The organism is Terrirhizobium terrae (assembly GCF_030323265.1).
GTDB lineage: Bacteria > Pseudomonadota > Alphaproteobacteria > Rhizobiales > Rhizobiaceae > Neorhizobium.
The window spans coordinates 406,405-427,697 of the sequence record NZ_CP104991.1; the positions used below are offsets into that span (position 1 = coordinate 406,405).

The following is a 21,293-nucleotide window of genomic DNA, read 5'->3' on the forward strand; positions in this document are numbered from 1 at the left end:
TGTGGCGCAGGCGCTGAGCGTGGTCGTGACAGCTGGGCGGTCGGCTGGGGACGCGTTTGCACTTCTCGCTGCGGAACCGACGCGAGTTCTGAAAGGGTGGGCTCAGTGGCAGAAACATTAGTCGCCTTTGGCACAAGCAAGCCCAGGTTTGCGATACGGTCAGATCTTCCAGCCCAGCTGTTTTGGATCTTTGCTACTCCAACACGGTCATTGAGTTGCTGACGAGTGATCGCTAGGCCATAGGCTGACGGCTCATCGTCAGGTTTCCAATTGAGAGCTGTTTCAAACCATCGTGCAGCTGTCTGCGGTTGGCCAAAAGCCCTTGCATACCAACCAAGGAGTTGTGCTGTCGGAACATACCTCTTGTCGAAAGCGGCTGCTGCGATCTCGCTGCAAGACATCGTCTGGTAGTTTCAACGGCGGATTCTGAGACAGGAGGCTGGCGGTGGCAGCCAAGTAAACCGCGCCCGCCTCTTCCGAGTCATCCTTCCAAGCAACCATAACCTGCTCGGCTTCGGCCGCAGCGCCGCGGCTTATCAAAGCAAGCGATAAGCCTTGGGATGCAGAACTGCTATCGCTTCGTGCACGCGCGATTCTGAACCAGTTCTCGGCTTCGGCCATGTTGTTATGGCGAATTCCGTACCAACCGAGGAGGAGCGCGTCGGACGTATCGCTCCCCTCTGACGCCAGCTCCTTCAAACGAGCGAGCACGTCAGGTCCCACCACCCTTCCCGGAGATTGATTGGCGTCAGCGACCTGGCGGCGAACCAGATCGTTCCTAACGGTAGAAAATTCCTCGTCCTTCTCGAATGACAAGAGTGCAACAAAGGAATCGTAAGGCAAGAGGTCCGCAGCCTTCTGGGCGGTCGCCAGCCGCTGTTGCCGATCCGTGCAGTTCTGAAGGACGTATCGGTACACATCGAGGCTGCGTTGTGTCCGCTCCGTACGCTCGAACGCTTCAGCCAACCGCCAGAGGACATCCGGGTCTGCGCAGTTCAACAGACTTGGTGTTGATGCTGCGAGCGTCACTACGGTCCCGAATTGCTTTGAATCCGACGCGTTGACAAGACGAGCTCTCGTCTCAGCAACGTCAAGCCGTTCAAGAAGGTCTTGTGGCGGCTGCCAGGACGGTTCAGAAGCTTGACGAGCCGCGACTGACTTCCGCACCTCGGCGTACTGCCCCTCCGCATAAAGCCTCCACATCTCCTCCAATTGACGGTCACGATTGACTGGAACTGATAACGGATTGTCCGGAGGAACCCATGTCGGATACAGGGCACGGAGCCGCGCGATTTCGGCCTGCAGCCGGGCATTATCCCCCGTGTCGCGAAATAGCGGAGCGCAGCTAGATCCGGTTGGACCTGATCCGCTTCAGGATCGGAAGTGTTAGTGATACCCGGATTAGGCCCCGGCGTGGCCTGCGCATGATCCGAGGCGCGACCTGTGTATGGTGGCGCGGGTTGAGATGGGGTGATTGCTGGTAAGCCAGGCTCCACTGGTGTTTGGGAGCCACCGGACGGCGCGTTCTGTACGAGCTGGACTGCCTTGATTTGTGTCGCGAGTTCGTTCGGATCAGTCTTTGTGGATGCGGCGGAAAGTCGGCTCTGGCGGCCAATTGCAGTGCTGTTGATTACCTCGGAGGACGGTGTCGCGGTGACGCGGTCATTCATCGTCGCAAGCAGGCTTGCGCCCGCTGCGGTGACAGCTAGTAGGATGAATGACAACTTCACAGACAATCTGGATGTCTCTCCTTGACTAGAGCGAGCCCGAGCAACTGGAGTGTTGCTGGATAATATAGCTCAGGCGCGAACTGAAGGTCGGTCTGGGGCAAGCGGGCCCCTTGCAATACACAGGCCATAATATGGTTAATAATCTGATAACCAGGATCGGTCAGTGGCTCAACAGCCTGCCCGCTTGGCAAATCAATGGTTGTCGCAACTCCCTCAGCGCCGCCCATGTTGTCCAAAAACATCTGCAGATTGGCAGGATCATTAATGCCCGCGCGCATCATATAAAGCGGGATTCGTACAGCGTTGTAGGAAAACTGAGGTTCGAAGCCGTCTGCTGGCTTCGGCCGCGACTTGAGGCTAGCCCACTCCGGCGGCAATTTTTTGGGACCGATTTGGAGAGCTCTGATTAATTGCAGTCCGTCATTTTTCAGGTGGTCCCACTTGTCCGAGGGTGCGAGCACCTTCATCACGGGGAGAGCCTCGAATATCCAGTAGGAGGGGTTGATGACGGGTCCATCTTTTCGATCAGCTGCACCGAATCCCTGAACTCCCGGCAGGAGAATGGTTCTGCCAGCAGCGACAACCACGGTCTTGTTCAGAACCGCGTTCGCGATGTTCGACGCTGACGCTAAGTATTCCTCCCTGTTCCAGGCCGAGCCTGCAAGCGCCAGCGCATAGGCAATCAAAATGTCGCCGTCCGTGGCATTATTCGTATCGATCACGTGTGGGTCAGATTTCGGATCCCACCTCCACACTGCAAGGCCATCGTCCCGCAGAAGAAGCTCGGTTTTAGTGAAAGACCAAATTTGCTCGAAGTCGGCACCGCTGCCTGACAGGTAGGCGAGCAATAATCCATACCCCTGCCCTTCGCTATGGCTGATACCACCGTTTCCGTTATCGACAATCCGACCGCTCCGATCTAAGAAACGACTTTTATATTCTTGCCAATGGTTAGGGTCTACGAGACCTTGCTGGGCTCGAGTTGTGGCACCACCAGTTAACGCGGTGAGTACTCCGATCAAAATCAGCGCAATTCCTCTCATCGATCTCGCCGCCCAAGGCTTCCAAGCATCGCCGCGGTGGCTAGCCCGAGTACCGTGGCGAGCACGACGAGCAGCACAGCATACGTGAGAACGTTCGTCGATAACCAATTAGCTACCACCAATCGATAGTTGTTCAGGGAGGCATCTGACATCGTTCTGACGAATTTGACATCATTGGCGTTGACCGAGGTCAGTTTCCCCGACTTCACTGCGTAGGCTGCGATACGCCCGGAGACCTCGCTCCATTGCTCTCGCATAACGATCGCCTCGACGCCTTGGCGAAGATCTTCAACGGTCGGTGCAGTTACCGCAGTCCAAATCGCAGACCCTTGCGGACTGGTGCCTTGCGCAATTACGAGACTTTGGTTCGCGGATGGCGCAAAGATTGGTTCTTCACCGGGAGCAAACTGAAGCGACGAAAGACTGATGTCGAAATTGCGGCGCAGCCATTCCTGGAATGCGCTGATTTGACCACTCCATGCACCACCGTGGACACGTGAACGCCATTCATCGAAGCTCACCGGGGAACTGACGCTATTGACGGTCGGGTCGCCGACCGATCGCCAAGCAGCGACGCTGTTTGGATCCAGCTTCACCTGCGCGAAAAACTTGTCCGGCATTTCCGACAGCGCACCAAAGTACAGTACGTTGCGCTCACCGATCGTGCTTTGGCTCACAAGCATCTCTATTGGAATAAGCCGCCCTGCAGAAAGCGCGAGCCTCGCCATAAACGTTGACGTCGCCGCCAGGGTATCGGCGTCAAGACGACCCGACGCAAGCAGCAAGGGCTCAGCTCCTCTGCCATAGGGAAACCCTGTTCCAGCGAGGCCCGCCAAGTTCGGGATTTGACCGATGCGCGCGAAGGTCGGCATTGCCCACTCGGAAGTACCAAACACCGCGATCCGCGGCTCTTTTGACGAGGTAGCGCCGGGTTGACAGACCGCGTCACTCTCGGTCAACACGACGGCTTCTATGGCGATATTGTTGATGCCTGGCTTAAAGTGCCGAAGTGTTACTCTGATCGGCATGTGACGAAGTATGCCGCCTTCCGGCGACGTGATCGGCATGGTCGAAGCTATATTGCCGTTTACGTAAATATCGAAGTGGCTCCCCGGCAAAACGGATTCGGCGAAAGCCGCGTCCAAGAGCAGTGTCGCCTCACCGTATGCGTTCGCATAAAAATCAGCAGGGACGCCAATATTGAAGTTTGTCCGGATCCGTCGTCCCGCAAATTCGACATTATCGACCCCAAGCTCAGAGAGGCTTAAGCGCTCACCGCCGAACAAAAGCGGAGCGTCCGGCGCGCTCCAGCGCTGCGTGGAGATCGCGTCGCGACGAATTTCGAGGGAGGCGCAAGCGGTGAAACGATAGAGTCGACCGCCGCACGAATTCCTTGCCAGTCCGGCCCAGTGATCAGCAGAACCTGGCCCTTCGTGCGAGGGTCGGTTACGAGTGTTGCAACGGGGGCACTTTGCGATCCCGCAGGAAGGTCGCCGAAGATCGGCTGAAGCTCTGATACAGTGCCGATAACGATACCAAAGCGACCCGGTGCTGAAGCGTTCAGCTGCGATCTCTCGAACGTGAAATTCTGGTTCGGCATACCGGACAGCAGAGCGAGCCCTTGCGACAACCGAACCAGCGTTTCGCTCGCCGCCACTTGGCCAACGGCTGGCATCAAAACCTCGAAGTCTGTATTGCCGTTTTCATCTGGACCAACCGCTCGGATTGCATCGGCTATTGAGGGCGTCGCACCTTGCAAGTTGTTGAAGCTCAAAAAGGTCTCGGCTGGGTTGATATCGGTCCAAAGCTCGTAGGTGGAGTCTATGCTGCAATCAGTCCGATGACGCTGGACGGAGCGGATTTCAATTCGGTTCGAGCCTGGCTGTAGTAAGGTTGATGGTACGTCGAAGACACGCGATCCTGGAGCATCCGGAAATGCAACCGGTGCATCTCCGACCAACTGGCCATTGATCAGCACAGAAATTTGCGAGATTTCCGGAGCAATCACCACTGCATTTTGAAAACCCAAGTGAAATTTCGCTGTAGCTTTTGCCTGCTGTTCAGTGAGATAAAACGACCAAGCACGACGATCCTCCTCCCCTTCCATGATAAGGCTCTTGCTAGGAATAATATAGCGGCGCGCGGCGATGTCTGGCAATTGCGCTGATGGATTGTTCGGTTGCGCGCGCGGGTCCGTGGCTGGAGGTGTCGGGGCCGTCGGGACACTGAAAGAGGGCGAGGTAGTGGGGTGGTCGGCTTGCGGCAAGCGAAAACTTGGTACGGCAGGCGGCTCCGCGGGCCTCTCAGGCGTCATGTCAAAGGGGGCGGGCTGCGATTTGGCAGGCCCTGCCATCGTACCGAGTGACGCCATGATTACGGGCAGCAAGAGAACATCGCGAAGGACGTGCCTTTTCATCATGCGCTCCTGCCGAATCCACGTGAAAAATATACAAGTCCACGACTCGTTTGGTAAAGCGCCATGCCCAGAAACCAAATCGTACCTCGAAGAAGTCCGGGATTACGGCGGCGGCTTTTTTGAAAGTTCTCCCACTGGGACGAGTTGGCGAAAATCAGGTCGGCGATCCAACGATGATCAAGCGCATCTCTTGGCTGGTACTGGCACCCAAGGAGCGATACCTCACCGGTGCGCTCTACGGCGCGCACGATCAAAGGCAAAACTGCACTCTCGCCGCCGCTATGTGGTTTGAAACGAATCTCAGCGGCTGTGCCTGCTTCTAGCGTTGCAGCGTCGCGCCCGAAGATTTGCAGACGAGCGCCGCCCACGGACACGTCCTCGATTGACGCTGAGTACCATTGGCCGCCTGCCCCAAACTCGCAACGCCGCTGCGCCTTCACACGCCGTGCGGCCGCCTTCTCGCCTCGTTCTGAGACCACCCCGAGCGCGCAACCCGCAAGGATAAGGTTGATGATGTTCCAGCCGCCAACGACAAGCGTCACATCAGCTTTGTACGGTTCGGCGTAGACACGATAAATGGTCACCAGCAGGGCTACGATCTGCACGGCGAATATCACGAAGAACGGGCGACTGATCTCGGACAATCGGCTGACTGCAACGGACTCGTCCTTCGCTGTGACTTTGAAGGTCGGCTTGCGTGGATTAAGGATGACTGAGACAACAGCTGGCAACAGATGCACGGTCTGAACGAACTCATAGAGTTCGGAAATCCAAGGCCAACGGAATGAGCCATAGAGATAGTTCTGCATCATGAGGTTCACGAGCATATAAGCAAGCGTGTATGCTAGAAACTCGCCTCCTGAAGCATTGAATATCTCCAGGTCAAAGAAAAGGTAGAATAGCGGCGCGAAAAGAAAGATTGTGCGTGGAAAGGGGAACAACCAGAATAAGGTCGACGACATGTAGCAGAGCCGTTGCGGGACAGTTAGACCGCCCTTGAATAGCGGCATACGAAAACGCAGAATCTGCATCATGCCTTGCGCCCAGCGGCTTCGTTGACCAATGAAACTGGCAAACGTCGCAGGCTGAAGTCCAGCGATCAATGGCTTGTCGACATAGACACTGTTCCATCCAGCCCCGTGCAGCGCAAGCGCAGTCTCGCAGTCTTCAGTGATGCTAATGCCACTGAAGCCGTCGGTGACCTGAAGAGCGCGACGGCTCAAGACTGCCGCAGAACCACAGAAGAAGGACGCATTCCACTTGTCGAGACCTCGCTGAATAATACCGTAGAACATCTCGTTCTCGCTCGGCATCGTGTCGAACGTACGTAGATTGCGCTCCAAAGGATCAGGATTCAGAAAGAAGTGCGGGGTTTGAACGAGGAACAGCTTCGGATCGTCATCGAAGTAGCCGACTGTCTCAAGCAGAAAGTCACGCGCTGGCGCATGATCCGCATCGAAGACTGCGATAAGTTCACCATCAGAATGCTTAAGGCCGTTGTTGAGGTTTCCAGCTTTTGCATGCTCATTGCGCTCGCGGGTGAGATATCGAACGCCAAGCTGCTCGCACAACTGCGAAAGCTCCCTGTTACGGCTATTGGCATTTTCAGCCTGTATCATATCAGCGGCATTTCGCTTCTGTAGGGTGCCGCCGTCGTCCAACAGCCAGACTTGCAGCTTCTCGGCCGGGTAATCCATCGCCTTGGCGGCAGCGAGAGTGTTCGCAAGCAGCACCGGATCTTCATTATACGAAGGGACGAAAATGTCGACAGACGGGAAATATGTCAGTGACTTTGCCCTGGATGGTCGCGATGGGAGTGGTGTAGCGACGATGAAAAAGCTCAGCGTCAACATCATGACGCTGTAGACCTCTGCGAGGTAGAGAAGCAGCCCCGGAATGAAGTTTTCTGGCTGATTTACTGGCGGAAGCGTCTCCGTAGTTCTCCAATATACATAACGTAAAACGATCGCCGTACCGAAGGCCAATGCAACAAGTCGCCAGCGACCGTCTGCGCCGAGAACTTTGAGTATGGCCATGAAGGTGACCACACTGATACTCGCGATCAGTTGCGTTTGCAGGCTTACGGGGAGCGTGATCAGCGCGATGACGCACACAGCAATCACGGCCCATATTATTACAGCCAGAGCTTTACGCATCTATTTCCCTTCGCTGAACGCGATCCGCGAGGCAACATTCCGTTGCCGTTATCTTTTGCAGCTTGCCGAGGTCACCTGGGCACCTAAACAGTCTGGAGAAGGAACATTCCCCGATGAAGCTTCCGCGCTCGGTCGAGTGGGACGTTCTTCGCTTGTATCAGAGTTGACACCTGCTGAGGCGGCGCTTCCAGGCAGAGGAACTACCGGACGATTGGGGTCTGCGGAAACCTCCGGCGCAGTCGGTGGCTCCAACCGAACTTCTCGAGCAACAGAGGCGCGTACGCGCTGTGCCGTGGGCTTCCACAGTTGACCCGCAGAGTAACCAAATGTGAAATCGCTCTCATCGCTTGGGCGCGTTGGGTAGATAGGCTGGCCGGACTTTCCAATTCTCGCATCAATCGCTGTGGGGCGACCGAATGGGTTCCAGAGCTGACCGTCAAAGCTTCCAGTGATCGTGTAGCCGTAAAGTACACTTAGCAGCTCCTCGTCTGTTGCGCGGTTGTCGCAAAGCCTGACTCTTACTTGAATCATTCCGAGATCAGTCGGTGTGCCACGATTTTGACTGCCAGACCGGATCTGCTGCCAACCAAAAAGGCAGGCATCGCCGTTACGGCCGTGACCGAATGCATATCCGAAAGGACCGTAAGAATTTTGCAGAAAAGTCGGTGAACGAGACAGCCTGACGCCCGGTGCAGCCTTGGCAATTTCTTGCTGCAGCGCCCCTGCCCGGAGCGGCCTATACGAAAGTTGAGAGCTACCTTCTCCCCGTCCACCTATAAAGGCGACCTTTATATAATTTTGGCCGGGGACGCTCGAAGAGGTAGCCAGCGAGAGTGTTTGCTCGAGACCATTCTTGTAGGATTTTTGCACGACACCCACAATCGCGGGCCCCCCGGAGGCGGCATCACCATTGCTTTCTCAGAATCGACAAGCTCAGATTCACCTGACTGCTTGATCGAGCCAGTCGTGCCGCATCCTGACACCGCTGACGCGATAGCGGTTAGCAAAACGATCCATCCTATTTGCTGGCCAGTTGCCACGACAAATTCCTAACCGTGGTCCATACTATCACAACCTAGCGAGCGACGACGCACCAAAAACCTAAGCACACTTACTCACGATCATGGTTAACGATAAGTAAATTTCAGTGCCGAATATTAGCATCTTGGTATTTCCGATCGAGACTGTGTTAATATGGCTGTCACCAAGATGCGACCGGCGCCGAGACAGGAAATTCTCCGGGTGCGCCGATCTCGTTACAGAGATCTTAACAGTCAGGCGCTATCTGCGATCGCAGCTACATGATGTAGTCGTGAAACTTGAGAGAAGCGATGATCTATTTTTTTCCGGTTTGATTTCACTTGCCGTTTTCGCAGCGGCAGTGATTTTGTTCTTTCGATGGGTAATCCATGATATGAACAAGGGTTGAAAGAACGCCCGTGCGGCCGCCTTTTGCTTTTCTAGATCTCGGATTTATGCAATTTTTTTCACACTCTGCGTATCAGCGCTGTGGACTGCGCCATTGGTGAAACACCAAAATCCTTCGGCCAGTCCGAGAACAATCATCTGCGAACCTAAGTCTTCTGACGACAAGAGCTCCTGAAGTCGTAGATGAAAATCCTGCGGCCAGGGGAAATCGTATGTTTTCGAAAAAGAGTTCTTTCGGCATCTCGATTCTCTGTCGGCGATCTTCTGAACTCCGTCAACAATCGTCGCGCAACACCACGCTTTGCGCACTTCGTAAAGTCACGCTGCAAGCGCTTCTAGATTCCCCAAGAAAAGCAGCCTTCACTCACTCGGACTTCGATAGTCTTAACGAGCCGCGATGATTAAAGCATTGGGGAGATGTTCCCTCCTGACCGAGTCAGCTTGTGAGCGGACACATTAACTCTCACGCTGTACGGCCGTCAAAGAAGGGTAGCCGCCCCCGCAAAATTGACCAGTTCAGTACGTCTAGCTCGCCTCGTCAGAGAATTATGCCAGCTGCAAGTCCAGGGCAGGGTAAAGTTTTTTCAAATTTGGCAATGATTTAGACTGCCAAGGATATTGCGTCGTGGCTCTAATCAACATGTGAATTTCCGGCTTCTTTCGCGCTTCAATCGTCAGCTTTGCCAGAAGGTTGATCCCGGAAGAATTCAGGAACTCCAAGCCTGTCAGGTCGAATATCACTCGCGCATGATCCTCATGCAAAAGTGACGCCGCCAATGAATAGATCGGCGAATAGGCATCTGGCCCCGCCAGTCGCAGCACGCCGTCAAAATAGACGCATTCATTTTCCGCCCATACACGGAAGTTTTCGTCTCTTATTTCCATCTCGTTTCACCTGTTTCACGCCAGCGGTATCTGCACTGACGCTGTTGTCGTAAGCTGGATGCGTTGGTCGTTGGCTCCCTCGAACTCCCAAGCCAATTCGGCGCCATAATCGGCGAGAAGGGTGAGGATACCCAGGCCAGAGCCGCTGGCGTTGGATGCGGCATTTGCCTCGATCTGCTGAATGAGGAGTTCGCCTGGATCAGCCGACAGTATGTCGGTCAGGAGATTCCGAAACCGCGTGGATGTCTCGGAATCGATTTCATTGCGTACCCGCATCAGAAAGAGGTCGGCATCCACACAGGCTTCGATGACGATGTCGCTTGGTTGTCGGAACTTCAGCGCATTCTCGATCAGTTCATTGCTCAGATATTCGATGCTGTGATGTACGTTTGCATGCCGCGTCTTCGAGCTTGTAAATGGAAGTGCCATTGCCTCGGCGAGGAAATCCGACGTCAGGCCGGATAGTCGCCAGCTAAGCTCAAGCGGGCCGTCCATGAGCGTCAGGCGGGCGCCGGAAGAAAGGCTCGCCTCCGCCAGATCAGTGGTTCCCAATATGGTTCTGGACATGCCGCGTCTACCTGTGCCGCAATACGAGGAGGGTGATGTCGTCATGGATCTTATGGGAACCGATGTAGGTCATGAGCGTGTCGATGATGCCGGTGGCAATACGATCCGCGCTCTGTTGGTGCAACCGTACAGCCTCCTTGCAAAGTCGCTCGATACCAAAGAGCTCGCCATGCGCATTCTCCGCCTCGGTTACACCATCCGTATGGAGGACGATGATGTCGTCCTTCTCCAGCGAAATTCTGCGGGTGCTCACAAAGGCCGATATGTCGGAGACTAAGCCGATTGGAATGCCCAGGTCCATCGTCTCGATACGCACCAGATCGCCATTCGCTCGCACGATTATCACCTCCTCGTGCTGGCCGGATATGAGCATGTCTTTCCCATCATAGTCGAGGAAGGCCAGTGTCAGATGCTTGTCTATCCTAGTGCGAACGATATTCTTGAACAGGGCGCTGTTGAGGTCGACGAGGAATTTGACCGGGTCGGTCGTGCCTGCTTCCTGCAGCGCTCGGGCAACGGATTGGACCATTAGCATCAAGACGCCACTTTCAAGGCCGTGGCCGGTAACGTCGCCTATTCCGATCTTGAACCGTCCTTCCGACTCCAGAACGTCATAATAGTCGCCTCCCACCTCATCCGCAGCGCTCATATAGGCTGCAATTTCGAGGTCCTTGGAAGAGGCCAGTTCTGCGGCGAGCGGCAGAACCATCATCTGAATTCTTTCGGCGACCGCAAGCTCTGTTCCCAGGCGCTGGTTCTCGCTCTTCAATTGAGCGTTGAGTATCGAGATCTCTTCCTTGGCGTCCTCTATTTCGGCGGTTCGCTCCTTTACCAGCCGCTCGAGATTTTCCGTGTGGTAGCTGATGTCTTCGGCCATTCGATTGAAAGCCTCGCTTGCCTCCCCGACCTCATCGCGGCTGGTGACGGCAACGCGAACCGAATAGTCTTTCGACTGAATGCGCTGCGCGGCACCTGCAAGGGCGCTGATCCCGCTGGTGATGCGCTTCGACGCAGCGAACACTGCGAGAGTGACGATCACCAGGGAGAGCAGGATCGCCAGCAACTGGTAGACAACGATCCGGTTCGTCGCCTCGGAAATTTCTGCCTGTGCGGCATTGAGTGAGGCATAGATCTCGCGCTCCGGTACGACGATGCCGAGCGACATGGCATCCTTCCTGACCTTGCCGGCCTCCCAGAGATTGATCGAGGGAAGCGTTTTCATGATCACCATGAATGGAACTGGCTCTCCGTTTTGATCCAAAGAGATATGCCGGATACCGTCCCTAGGATCACTGGCGAGCTGTGCGATGGCGGGTTGCGAGCTGCCCTTGAGAGAGCGTTCAAGACCGGTGACGCCGGTCCCTTTCGCATCGCTTGTGGAACGCAGGCCGATTGTCTTCTCTCCGCGTCCGCTGATGGCCACCACGTTCCCGTCGGACATCGCCAGAAAGCCGAAGCCCGTCTCTGCTACCCTCACATTCTCTACTGTCTCGGCAAGCTGATCGAGTGTGATGTCGGTGCCCGCCGTTCCCGCAACGCTCTGTCTGTCGGCACTCCAAAGCGGCTGAAAGAAGCTGACGATCAGCTTTCCGGTTATGGCGTCGGTATAAGGCGCAGTCTGGGTGACCTCGACGGGAATAGCATGGCCTGTGTGGCCGGTTGCCTGACGCTGCCATGTTTCATAGAGGCCGGGGAAAAAGAAGTCCCAGAAATTTGCGGCGTTATGACCGGGATAGAGTCGGTCGAACGTCTGTGCCTGATCCGTATAGGGCGCGGTCCTGAAAATCGGCCGCTCCTTCGGGCCGATATAGTACATCTGAAGCTTGGACGCGCCGCTCTTGAGAAGGCTTGGTGCGACCAGATCGAGGACCGAGCTTGCGCGAACGTCGGCCAGCACGTCGGGGCGAGGCTTGTGATCCGCGTTCAGGAGATAGCCCCATGCGCTTACGACAGAAGGAGAGCCGGGGGCATTTTGCGCCCACTGCCCGGCAGGGTCGAAAGAGAGCTCTACGCTGCCGGGGGAAACGCCGGATATCGCTGATCCTATGTCAATCTGTTGCCTGGGATTGTCGATCTGCTCCTGCAGGACACCTGCAAGAATGCCGACGTCGCTATGCACTTGATCGAGAAGCAGCGAGACCTGGGCTACGGTGGAATCTGCGTAGGTGCGAATGTAGTCCTGGCTCGCCTGCTCAAGCCCATGGCCGACTTCTTCGGTGGCGTCACGCGACAGGCGCTGCACATTCCAAAGAGCGAGCCCGCCGCTGATCAGCAGGTCGACCAGCACGGCACTGCCGACCACAAGAATGAACTTAGCCCGGAAGGAGCGCCACGGTCGGTTCTTGCTCGATACGCTGTTCATCAATACGGCTTCCGACCTGATGCTGCCCAAATCGGCCATCCTGCATAGCCTTTCGGATGCAGTGCTGCGAGAACGTGGTCCTTGAAACCCTGCCGAAACCGGCGGATGAACTCAGGCGGGTCGCCCCGGCGTACCGCCATCTGCCCGGCATAGACATTTTCCCATGCTTCGATGACGTCCGCAAAATCTCTCGGATCGCCGTCAAGGTTCGTGACCATGAACGACTCGACCTTGATGTCGTCGAAGCCGGCGTCGTTGAGGAGGCGCCGGCTCTTCGGCCCCATTTCGACATCCATGTCGAAATGGCTGAACAGTTTGGCAACCTGCTCATAGGTCCAGCGGATGGATTCCGCGTGCGGCTCTCCCAGGCAATGGGAGTTCTTTTCATTTGTGATGTAGACCCGCCCGCCGGGTTTGCAGATCCGAAAGAGTTCACGAAGCAGGACGTCGGGCCGGTCGAAAATTTGCAGTGAATGACGGCACGTGACGAAATCGAACTGGCCATCGGCCAGCAGCATCTGCGAGGCGTCCCCGTAGGTATATTCGATCGAATTCAGACCGAACTCCGTAGCGACCCGGCGCGCATAGTCGAGGCTCTTTTTCGAATGATCCAGGGCAACGAGGCGCGTCGGGTTGAATTCCCGTCTGATCAAGGTCGCGAAATCTCCTATCCCACAGCAGATGTCCGCGACGGCAAGCCCATCACGCAGGCCGTGCCTAGGCAGAATGTCGCGTTCATGTCGCCAGGTCATCTTGGTCTGCGTTCGAAGGATCGGAATGAAGCTTTCGTCCTCCACGAATTTCTGGCCTGGGTAAAAGGCGGAATCGTAGATATCGACGGAGAGATTGGGCTCTTTCGATGCCAATGTTTCGAAAAGAGGCGCAGACCATGGGATGACGCTTGACGTAACGACCTTGATGGTTCGCAGCGGATCCGCCCTGCAGGCGATCTTCAAAAGGTCTGCTAGCGCGTTGAACGCAGTCATGTTCAAGTGCGTGAGGCGTTTGACGTTCAGGTAGATGATCCTGCCGCTTCCGTCGAGGCTGCGCTGGATGACATCGATCACGCCAGTCATCTCCCGAGGAGATTGGGGACGCATTTTTCCGCTTAGGACGATTTCCTGGTTTGCCTCGTCAAATTCGGCAGAAAACGATGAAGAGATCCGGCTCAACGGGGGCCCTCCGACAGCACGAATTCCAAAGTCAGCGTTATGCGGTCAGCTCCGTCGATTTCGGTATGAACATCAACGCCGACGGCATGCGCCAAAGCCATCAGATCTCGAGCCGGTTCAGGAAATGGGGCTGAGCCGCGAGACCGATCTACCGTCCTCAACAGAGCTAGCTGCTCTTCGCTACACCGGAAGCCGACAAGCAGACACACACTGTCATCGCCCTTGAGCAGGTTGAATTCGACCCTGTCTCCACTGTGAACTGACCGAAAAGCCAGCTCTATGACCTCATTGATCAGCGAGGCGCTGAAGTTGGCGTAGCGGGCGGGATCTTCGTGGGATTGGGCTACGAGATCCCCAAGATACTCGGCAATCTTGTCGCAGAGGCGAAAATGGGAGGTGAAGAAGCCCACATCCAATACAAGGGCCGCCATGCCCTGAAATGCGGTCTGTCGGGAAAGGGCGGGTTGTCCTGTCATGATCATTTTCGTCCGCTCTTTAAGGAAGGCGCGGGACCGACGGCCTCAAAAATTCTTGGGGGTGACGGCCGGCTGCTGCGGTTATCGCGTTCACCGAGACCTCGGAATTCGCGACGAATTGGCCAATCTCGCCGACCCCCAGGGGCTTGCTGATCGCATGCCCCTGGAAACGGTCGCATCCCAGGCTGCGTAGCCAATCGGCTTGTTCGACCGTCTCCACGCCCTCCGCCGTGACATCCATGCCCAGATCGTGCGCGAGCGTTATGACCGATCGAACGATGGCCTGGCTCTTCGCATTGGCTTCAAGGTCGGAAACGAAATATTTGTCGATCTTCAGCGTGTCGAAAGGAAAGTTCTTGAGGTAGCTCAGCGAGGAATATTGGGTGCCGAAATCATCCAGCGCGATCTTGATGCCGAGTATGCTGAGGGTGTTGAGCGTGTCGAGATTATTGACCGTTCGTTCCAGGAGAACGCTCTCGGTGATTTCAAGTTCAAGGCGGTCCGCAGCAAGCCCGACCATGTCGAGGACCTGCGAAATCCGATCGGTCAGACCGGCAGCAAGGAACTCGGCAGCGGAAACGTTGACGGCGACGATGTAGTCGTCCGGCCAGTTCAAGGCTTCGCGGCAAGCCTTTTCCAGAACCCAAAGCCCGACGTCACTCATCAAACCGTCTGTCTCAGCCATGGGGATGAACACCGATGGAGGGATGTCTCCGAGCAGCGGGTGCTGCCATCTCAGCAGAGCTTCAAAACCGATGAGCCGGTCGCTCTGCACGATCGGCTGATACTCGATCGAAAACTGTTTCTTCTCGAGAGCAATCCGAAGGCTTCTTCGCAGCAGTTCCCGCTGTTCGATGATCTGAAGCATTGCAGCGTCGAAGACGCTGGCCCTGCCGCGTCCCTCCTTCTTTGCTGCATAGAGCGCCACGTCGGACGCCTTCATCAGTGTTTCGGGATCGGCCCCGTCCAGCGGCGCAATTGCGATGCCGATACTCATCCCGACGAAAACCGAAATGCCGTCGATCGTGAACGGCTGCTTGAAGGCCTGGACGAGAGCGTTCCCCAATTCCGTGCTTCGTTGCTGACGTTGTGAGCCCGCGGAGATAATGGCGAATTCGTCTCCCGCCAGCCGGTACACCCTCTCTGTCCCGGACAGACAGTCCCTGATCCGGCCCGCTGCCAGTTGCAGCAGCTTGTCGCCGGCTGGATGCCCCAGCGTATCGTTGACCGGCTTGAAATCGTCGAGATCGAGTTGCATCAGGCACATGGCCTCGTCCCCGCCGTCAATCTCGAGGAGCGCGTCCGACAGGTCGCTTGCGAACCGCCGTCGGTTCGGCAACCCGGTTAGTGGATCGTGCGTCGCCTGATGCAGCAAGGTCGCGTGCTCCTCCTTGTCGTCCGCGCGAAAGGTCTGCACGACGCCGTAAAATTCGCCAATCGCATGGAAAGTAAGTTCGTGGACGCTGCCGTCGATTTTTTATTCGATAAGGGAAAGGACCGGCCGCCGAAAGATCGCGCTTGGTTGGACACGGCGGCCTTATCTAGTCCTGGAAACACGTCCCATAACGTCAGGCTTGTGTCTCCGGGACCAAGATCCGCGCCAAGTTTTGCAATGTCCACGAGTCTGAATTGTTTGTCGACGATAACGAGATTCGCTGTCCATTCATCGGAAGATTCCACAGGATGGCGTTGCCCAGCGTGCGAATTACTCATCCCGGTGAGACCCTTTCAGCTTCACAGTTGCATGTCTCTTGCGCCGACCTGAAATTATCATTTAGAGCTCATATTAGATGGTTCTACTAAAAATTCCAGCCATACATTAGCAGCGAGAAGTACTGGTTTGGAGCACCGCAGCGCGTCGATACCAGCCATCGATCGAAATCGATCTCCAGCAACGTGTAAAGGCATGGAATGCCGCCGAGGCCAGATCATGCGTTTGCCTAGGATGCGGACTCATTAGCTGAGGCGATCCATATCCTTGTGGCTGCGAGTTTGAGTGCCGCAAGGTAATTGTCTGCACGCCGGTCGTATCGCGTCGCAAGGCCGCGCATCTGCTTGATACGATTGAAGAACCGTTCCACGAGGTTGCGCTGACGGTAGACCCAGCGGCTGAAGCTGAATGTCTGCTTTCGGTTGGCCTTTGCAGGGATGTTCGCCCAGCATTTGCGTTGCTTGGCAAAGTTACGAATTGCGTCGGTGTCATATGCCTTGTCCGCGAGGATCGTCGCGCCGGGCTGCAGGTCGCTCAACAGCTTTTCAGCCATTGGTGCATCGGCGGCTTGGCCGGCGGTGAGTTCCAGCCGCACCGGTCTGCCATCTGCATCGACAAGAGCATGGATCTTTGTCGTTAGGCCGCCGCGCGAACGTCCCATGCAAGGATCGGCAGAGCCCCTTTTTAGCGTTGGCACCATGCTGGTGAACACGAACACAGGAACTGTCGATCATCACGATGTCTCCATCGTAACGCTTTGAAACAGCGTCCAGAAGACGATCCCAGACGCCCGCCTTACGCCAGCGGGAGAACCGATTGTAAAGCGTCGTGCGCGGGCCATAACGCTCCGGCACATCTCGCCAGGACGAACCGGTCCTGAAACGCCACAGGATGCCGTTGATCACCCGACGGTCGTCAACGCGTTCAATTCCACGGCTATTGTTCGGCAAGAGAGGTGCGATGATAGCCCATTCTTCGTCGCTCAATTCGTGACGGCGCATGGCAATCTCCTTTCAAGGAAATTGAATCACACAACGTCAACAAGATGAACCCCGGTTATGGGGACACTGCCTAGAAAGATTTTTGCAAGTCAACCTTTCTAGCCCTAGTCTAGCGTGTCCGTGCTCTGCACCTAGATGTCGTTTTTTTCGGAAGGCTTGAGGACAAACAGCGCTTACAAGTCAGGAACGGAATGAAATGATCCGACAGGGCGCTAAGGCAGCTTGATCGAAGCTGGCGCGTTCACCTGCCCTCACATAGACGATGACCATCGCTTTCATGCGTGGATTGGAGGCTATGAGCTTGGGGAGGCTCGCCTCGCAGCTCCCAACTCTAATCTCCGAACCTTGCGTTGCAGGTGTTCGAACCTATGCAGGTATTCGGTCGAGAGCCGACAAAGCCCACCGAACGGGCCGCCGAGCCGGGCACTTATTTACGTTTTCCAAAAATGGAAAACGGTTGAGCAATTTTTGCCGTTTTTTCCGCGAGGGGGCGCCTAAGTCAGGTGATATGAGGTCGTGACCAATGGCTAGGAAGGAGATATGCCATGGATAGAAAGCAGAACGAGGACGTCGCCAAGGCCTTTCTGGATGCACTTGGACGGTGCGATACCGACATGATGTCGAAGCTCAGCACCGAGGATATGACTTGGTGGATCATGCCAGGAAACAAGTTTTCCGGTTTGCACGCCAAGGCATCCTATTTCGCAAACCTGCCGATGCTTCTGGAGAACGCCGTCGGCCCGCTCAAGATGAATTATCACGAAGTCACCAGCGAGGGCGACCGCGTGGCGATCGTCGCCACGGGCGACCTGCCGATGAAGGACGGTCGGCACTACCGGAACAACTATCATTTCCTTCTGCGCTTCCGGGATGGAAAGATCGCAAGCGGCAAGGAATTCACGGATTCGCTTCATATAAACGAGATCTTCGGCGCGCCCGACAGAAGCTTTGCCTGATTACCAAGAGCGCTCTGGCGGCTCTTCAAACCCCAACTTCACAACCGACGCGAAACGGACCATCCAGTCCGAACGGATCGACGCGTCTTAAGGAGCGTAAAATGAAGTACAAACCACTCGGCAATACCGGTCTTCTCGTTTCGCAGCTTTGCCTGGGAACGATGACCTTCAGCGATGGCACCGGCATCTACGAGCATATCGGCGATGTCGGCCAGAGCGGCGCCGACGAACTGGTCAGGGCCAGCATCGATGCCGGTATCAATTTCTTCGACACTGCCGATGTCTATTCAGCCGGCGCCAGTGAGCGCACGCTCGGCCAGTCCTTCAAGAATCTCGGCATCTCCAGAAACGAGATCGTGCTTGCCACCAAGGTCTACAGCCGCATGGGGCCAGGCCGAAACGATGTCGGCGTCTCGCGCGGGCACATCATGGACGCAGTGGAAGCCAGCCTCAAGCGGCTCCAGACCGATCACATCGATCTCTACCAGGTTCATGCCACCGATATCCTGACGCCGGTCGAGGAAACGCTACGGGCGCTGGACGATCTGGTACGCCAGGGCAAAGTCCGCTATCTCGGCGTCTCCAACTGGCAGGCCTGGCGGATCGCAACCGCGCTGGGTGTTTCCGCCCGCCTCAATCTGGAGCGGTTCACGACGCTGCAGGCCTACTACTCAGTCGCCGGACGGGATCTGGAGCGCGAACTGCGGCCGCTTCTTGAAGCCGAGAAGATGGGCCTTCTCGTCTGGAGCCCGCTTGCTGGCGGCCTTCTGTCGGGAAAGTTCAGCCGCGAAAACCAGTCGCCTGATGGTTCCCGCCGTTCATCCTTCGATTTTCCAATCGTCGACAAGGAGCGGGCCTGGGACGTAATCGACGTTCTGAAGCCAATCGCTGAAGCCTATGGCTGCAGCCCGGCGCGCATCGCACTCGCCTGGCTTCTCTCCAAGTCCGTCGTCACCTCCATCATCGTCGGCGCAAAACGGCTCAGCCAGCTGGAGGACAATATCGCCGCAGCAGACATCGAACTCACAGAGGACGAGATCGCCAAACTGGACGCGGTAAGCGAGCTGCCACCGGAATATCCGGGCTGGATGCTGGCCACGCAGGGCGCGGACCGCATGGGCGCCGTCGATCTCTGGGCCGGAAAGACACCCCCGACCTCCTGATCGACAGGCAGAGAGGCATCGCTGCAACCAAGCCAAGAGGATAAGAATTATGACAGATCGATTGAAAAGGAAGGTCGCCGTCGTCACCGGCGCCTCCAAAGGCCTCGGTGCAGCGATTGCGCGAGGCTTCGCCGCCGAGGGCGCTTCGGTGGTGGTCAACTATGCTGCTAGCAAGGATGCCGCCGATAGTGTGCTGGCGGATGTAGAGGCCGCGGGCGGAAAAGCAATTACCGTTAAGGCCGATATGAGCGATCCGGAACAGGTCGAGAGGCTCTTTGCCGAAGCGAGCCGCGCTTACGGTCGCGTCGACGTGCTCGTTAACAACGCCGGCGTCTACGACTTCCAGCCGCTCGATAACCTCTCTATTGAGCTCTTCCGTCAGCATATGGAGCTGAACGTCTTCGGCTATCTGCTCGCCGTGAAGGAGGCCGTGAAATATATGCCGGAGGGCGGCAGCATTGTAAACATGTCGTCGACTGTCACGATTTTCGGCCCGGAAAATGCGTCCGTCTACACGGCCAGCAAAGGCGCCATCGACGGATTGACGCGGGCGCTCTCCAACGAACTCGCGCCTCGCAAGATCCGCGTTAACGCGATCAAACCGGGTGTGGTCGACACCGACGGCGTCCAAGCCGGTGGCTTCCTCAAGACAGACTTCGGCTCGGCGGTGACGGCCAGGACGCCGCTCGGACGCCTGGGCACCGTTGACGACGTGACGCCGGCGGCACTCTTCCTCGCCTCCGACGAATCGAGTTGGACGACCGGCGAATTCTTCGTTTTATCCGGCGGCCATCGCTGATTTCGAAGTTTAAAAGCACTGCCACGCGGCCCGGAGGTTTCAAGATGACAGACGGAATGAAGAGGACGGCCGGACAGGTCGTCCAGAATTATCTCGATACGTTCTTCCGTAAGGATGTGGACAAAACACTCGAGTGCCTGACCGACGACGTTGTTTGGAAGGTGCAGGGGCTTCCGGCGTTCCGACCATCGGTCTCCGCCATGGCAAGGATGAGGTTCGAGCTTGGATGGCGCTCTTTCCGGATCATTTCGAACCTCTCGATTTTCACGTCGAGAAGATCTTCGAGAATGGCGACAGGGCCGTCGTCACAGGCCATTTTCAGCATCGCATCCTCAGTACCGGCAAGACCTTCGAAAGCGACTTCGCGGTGATCTGCTCCGTGCGAGACGGGAAGGTCAGCGCCTACAATTTCATTGAAGATTCCTACGGGCTTTGGAATGCCTTTCAGCCCTAGTAGTGCAGACGGCGCGCCGCGTGCTGGCCGGCTCTCAGTCGGTGGTGGCGCGCTTGGAGAGATCGAGAGTGGTCCGCATCACCCGATCGGCCAGAAAATCCCCGACGGCTCTCACGCGGGCGGAGGCCACGAGATCGGCGTGGGTGACGAGCCAGACCTTGTTGCTGAACATTCGCTCCGACGGAATAACGGGAACGAAATCATCTCCGACAGCCAGAAAGTCAGGTATGACAGCCAGGCCCAGACCGGCCCGCACCGCGACGATCTGCGAGGGCAGGCTGCTGGTGACGAGCGCGATCTTGCAGCCAGGATGCTCCCGCTTCAGCCAGGCCGCGGCCGGCATGAAGACATGGCTGTCGTCCCAGGTGATGAGATGCCGACCGCCTAGCGGTTCTCCCTCGATATAAGGATGGCGGTCGAGATAGTCCCGGCTTCCATAGACCGAATAGGTCATATGTCCGACACTCCTGACAGTCAGATTGCCGCGTGTCGGTCGAACAACGCGCAGCGCGATATCTGCTTCGCGCCGACTGAGTTCGGCGGCAACCGTGCTGGTGATGATTTCGAGACATATCCCGGGATAGCGCTCGCGGAAGGCCGGGAGTGCCGGAATGATCAGATCCGTCGCCAGATTCTCCGATGTCGCAAGTCGCACGACGCCGCTTGGATCCTTGTCGAGGCCAGCCGCGCCTCGCTCGAGGGCAAGAATGCTGTCTTCAACCTGCTCAGCATTGCGCAGTACCTCCCGCCCCTCATCCGTCAGAAAATAGCCGGTCTGGTGGCGCTGAAACAGCGCGACCCCAAGATCTTCTTCAAGCGTCAAGATCCGCCGACTGACTGTAGATTGGCTGACTTTAAGTTCCGTTGCGGTCTGAGTGAGGCTTGTCGTGCGGGCAACGGCCAGAAAATAGCGAATGTCGTTCCAATCCATGCGCAGCCTTTCATGTCATGGCGTTCTGTCCAGGATCGCATGT

The 21,293-nt window shown here is 56.5% G+C and carries 17 protein-coding genes and 1 pseudogene; 4 read left to right on the forward strand and 14 right to left on the reverse strand.

Annotated elements, in window-relative coordinates; genetic code table 11:
• Positions 1 to 282: 282 nt before the first annotated feature.
• From N7E02_RS05855 to N7E02_RS05905, 13 genes and pseudogenes are all read right to left on the reverse strand, one after another.
• A complete protein-coding gene (locus N7E02_RS05855) occupies positions 283 to 1,029 on the reverse strand; it encodes a hypothetical protein (RefSeq protein WP_286578439.1) in 747 nt (248 codons plus the stop codon).
• A gap of 697 nt (positions 1,030 to 1,726) precedes the next feature.
• A complete protein-coding gene (locus tag N7E02_RS05860) occupies positions 1,727 to 2,773 on the reverse strand; it encodes a family 8 glycosyl hydrolase (protein WP_286578440.1) in 1,047 nt (348 codons plus the stop codon).
• Positions 2,770 to 4,059 carry a cellulose biosynthesis cyclic di-GMP-binding regulatory protein BcsB gene (locus tag N7E02_RS29495; RefSeq protein ID WP_353622786.1) on the reverse strand — a complete coding sequence of 430 codons (1,290 nt, stop codon included), beginning with the start codon at positions 4,057 to 4,059 and terminating at the stop codon, positions 2,770 to 2,772. Before N7E02_RS29495 ends, N7E02_RS05860 begins: the two co-directional genes overlap by 4 nt.
• The gene (locus tag N7E02_RS29500) at positions 4,038 to 5,189 is read right to left on the reverse strand and encodes a cellulose biosynthesis cyclic di-GMP-binding regulatory protein BcsB (protein WP_353622787.1); all 1,152 of its coding nucleotides are present in this window, start codon (positions 5,187 to 5,189) and stop codon (positions 4,038 to 4,040) included. The genes N7E02_RS29495 and N7E02_RS29500 overlap by 22 nt, the downstream gene beginning before the upstream one ends.
• A complete protein-coding gene (gene bcsA / locus N7E02_RS05870; protein ID WP_286578441.1) occupies positions 5,189 to 7,345 on the reverse strand; it encodes a UDP-forming cellulose synthase catalytic subunit in 2,157 nt (718 codons plus the stop codon). Before bcsA ends, N7E02_RS29500 begins: the two co-directional genes overlap by 1 nt.
• A gap of 48 nt (positions 7,346 to 7,393) precedes the next feature.
• Entirely contained in the window at positions 7,394 to 8,224 is an 831-nt protein-coding gene (gene bcsN / locus N7E02_RS29505; RefSeq protein ID WP_353622788.1) for a cellulose biosynthesis protein BcsN, read from the reverse strand.
• Positions 8,225 to 9,319: 1,095 nt separating this feature from the next.
• Entirely contained in the window at positions 9,320 to 9,658 is a 339-nt protein-coding gene (locus N7E02_RS05875; RefSeq protein WP_286578442.1) for a slr1659 superfamily regulator, read from the reverse strand.
• A gap of 15 nt (positions 9,659 to 9,673) precedes the next feature.
• The gene (locus N7E02_RS05880) at positions 9,674 to 10,225 is read right to left on the reverse strand and encodes a slr1658 superfamily regulator (RefSeq protein ID WP_286578443.1); all 552 of its coding nucleotides are present in this window, start codon (positions 10,223 to 10,225) and stop codon (positions 9,674 to 9,676) included.
• Between the two features lie 7 nt (positions 10,226 to 10,232).
• Positions 10,233 to 12,587, reverse strand: coding sequence for a SpoIIE family protein phosphatase (locus tag N7E02_RS05885; RefSeq protein ID WP_286578445.1), 2,355 nt, complete (start codon positions 12,585 to 12,587; stop codon positions 10,233 to 10,235).
• Positions 12,587 to 13,687 (reverse strand): class I SAM-dependent methyltransferase, encoded by a 1,101-nt coding sequence (locus N7E02_RS05890; protein WP_286579093.1) that lies wholly within the window; start codon positions 13,685 to 13,687, stop codon positions 12,587 to 12,589. The genes N7E02_RS05885 and N7E02_RS05890 overlap by 1 nt, the downstream gene beginning before the upstream one ends.
• 68 nt (positions 13,688 to 13,755) lie before the next feature.
• Positions 13,756 to 14,235, reverse strand: coding sequence for a hypothetical protein (locus N7E02_RS05895; RefSeq protein WP_286578446.1), 480 nt, complete (start codon positions 14,233 to 14,235; stop codon positions 13,756 to 13,758).
• A 19-nt stretch (positions 14,236 to 14,254) separates the two neighbouring features.
• Positions 14,255 to 15,885, reverse strand: a pseudogene (locus N7E02_RS05900) (putative bifunctional diguanylate cyclase/phosphodiesterase); the annotation flags it as partial.
• A gap of 290 nt (positions 15,886 to 16,175) precedes the next feature.
• A protein-coding gene (locus tag N7E02_RS05905) for an IS5 family transposase (RefSeq protein WP_286579094.1) occupies positions 16,176 to 16,953 on the reverse strand; the annotation gives its coding sequence in 2 pieces (ribosomal slippage) (positions 16,176 to 16,625 and positions 16,627 to 16,953; 777 coding nt in all).
• 539 nt (positions 16,954 to 17,492) lie between these two features.
• On the opposite strand from N7E02_RS05905, the gene N7E02_RS05910 reads away from it, so the two are divergent.
• The 4 genes from N7E02_RS05910 to N7E02_RS05925 all read left to right on the forward strand — a co-directional run bounded on the left by N7E02_RS05910 (position 17,493) and on the right by N7E02_RS05925 (position 20,319).
• Positions 17,493 to 17,903 carry a nuclear transport factor 2 family protein gene (locus N7E02_RS05910; RefSeq protein ID WP_286578447.1) on the forward strand — a complete coding sequence of 137 codons (411 nt, stop codon included), beginning with the start codon at positions 17,493 to 17,495 and terminating at the stop codon, positions 17,901 to 17,903.
• A 101-nt stretch (positions 17,904 to 18,004) separates the two neighbouring features.
• Positions 18,005 to 19,066: an aldo/keto reductase gene (locus N7E02_RS05915; protein WP_286578448.1), complete on the forward strand. Its 1,062-nt coding sequence runs from the start codon at positions 18,005 to 18,007 to the stop codon at positions 19,064 to 19,066.
• 49 nt (positions 19,067 to 19,115) lie between these two features.
• Positions 19,116 to 19,865, forward strand: coding sequence for an SDR family NAD(P)-dependent oxidoreductase (locus tag N7E02_RS05920; RefSeq protein WP_286578449.1), 750 nt, complete (start codon positions 19,116 to 19,118; stop codon positions 19,863 to 19,865).
• A 226-nt stretch (positions 19,866 to 20,091) separates the two neighbouring features.
• Entirely contained in the window at positions 20,092 to 20,319 is a 228-nt protein-coding gene (locus N7E02_RS05925; protein WP_286578450.1) for a nuclear transport factor 2 family protein, read from the forward strand.
• Positions 20,320 to 20,353: 34 nt separating this feature from the next.
• On the opposite strand, the gene N7E02_RS05930 is transcribed toward N7E02_RS05925, so the two are convergent.
• Entirely contained in the window at positions 20,354 to 21,250 is an 897-nt protein-coding gene (locus tag N7E02_RS05930; RefSeq protein ID WP_286578451.1) for a LysR family transcriptional regulator, read from the reverse strand.
• Positions 21,251 to 21,293: the final 43 nt, after the last annotated feature.

Bases quoted from the DNA above. Each gene is read 5' to 3' on its own strand.
- N7E02_RS05860 (WP_286578440.1), bottom strand. From the start codon at position 2,773: ATGAGAGGAATTGCGCTGATTTTGATCGGAGTACTCACCGCGTTAACT.
- N7E02_RS29500 (WP_353622787.1), bottom strand. From the start codon at position 5,189: ATGAAAAGGCACGTCCTTCGCGATGTTCTCTTGCTGCCCGTAATCATG.
- bcsA (WP_286578441.1), bottom strand. From the start codon at position 7,345: ATGCGTAAAGCTCTGGCTGTAATAATATGGGCCGTGATTGCTGTGTGC.
- N7E02_RS05875 (WP_286578442.1), bottom strand. From the start codon at position 9,658: ATGGAAATAAGAGACGAAAACTTCCGTGTATGGGCGGAAAATGAATGC.
- N7E02_RS05880 (WP_286578443.1), bottom strand. From the start codon at position 10,225: ATGTCCAGAACCATATTGGGAACCACTGATCTGGCGGAGGCGAGCCTT.
- N7E02_RS05885 (WP_286578445.1), bottom strand. From the start codon at position 12,587: ATGAACAGCGTATCGAGCAAGAACCGACCGTGGCGCTCCTTCCGGGCT.
- N7E02_RS05890 (WP_286579093.1), bottom strand. From the start codon at position 13,687: ATGCGTCCCCAATCTCCTCGGGAGATGACTGGCGTGATCGATGTCATC.
- N7E02_RS05895 (WP_286578446.1), bottom strand. From the start codon at position 14,235: ATGACAGGACAACCCGCCCTTTCCCGACAGACCGCATTTCAGGGCATG.
- N7E02_RS05910 (WP_286578447.1), top strand. From the start codon at position 17,493: ATGGATAGAAAGCAGAACGAGGACGTCGCCAAGGCCTTTCTGGATGCA.
- N7E02_RS05915 (WP_286578448.1), top strand. From the start codon at position 18,005: ATGAAGTACAAACCACTCGGCAATACCGGTCTTCTCGTTTCGCAGCTT.
- N7E02_RS05920 (WP_286578449.1), top strand. From the start codon at position 19,116: ATGACAGATCGATTGAAAAGGAAGGTCGCCGTCGTCACCGGCGCCTCC.
- N7E02_RS05925 (WP_286578450.1), top strand. From the start codon at position 20,092: ATGGCGCTCTTTCCGGATCATTTCGAACCTCTCGATTTTCACGTCGAG.
- N7E02_RS05930 (WP_286578451.1), bottom strand. From the start codon at position 21,250: ATGGATTGGAACGACATTCGCTATTTTCTGGCCGTTGCCCGCACGACA.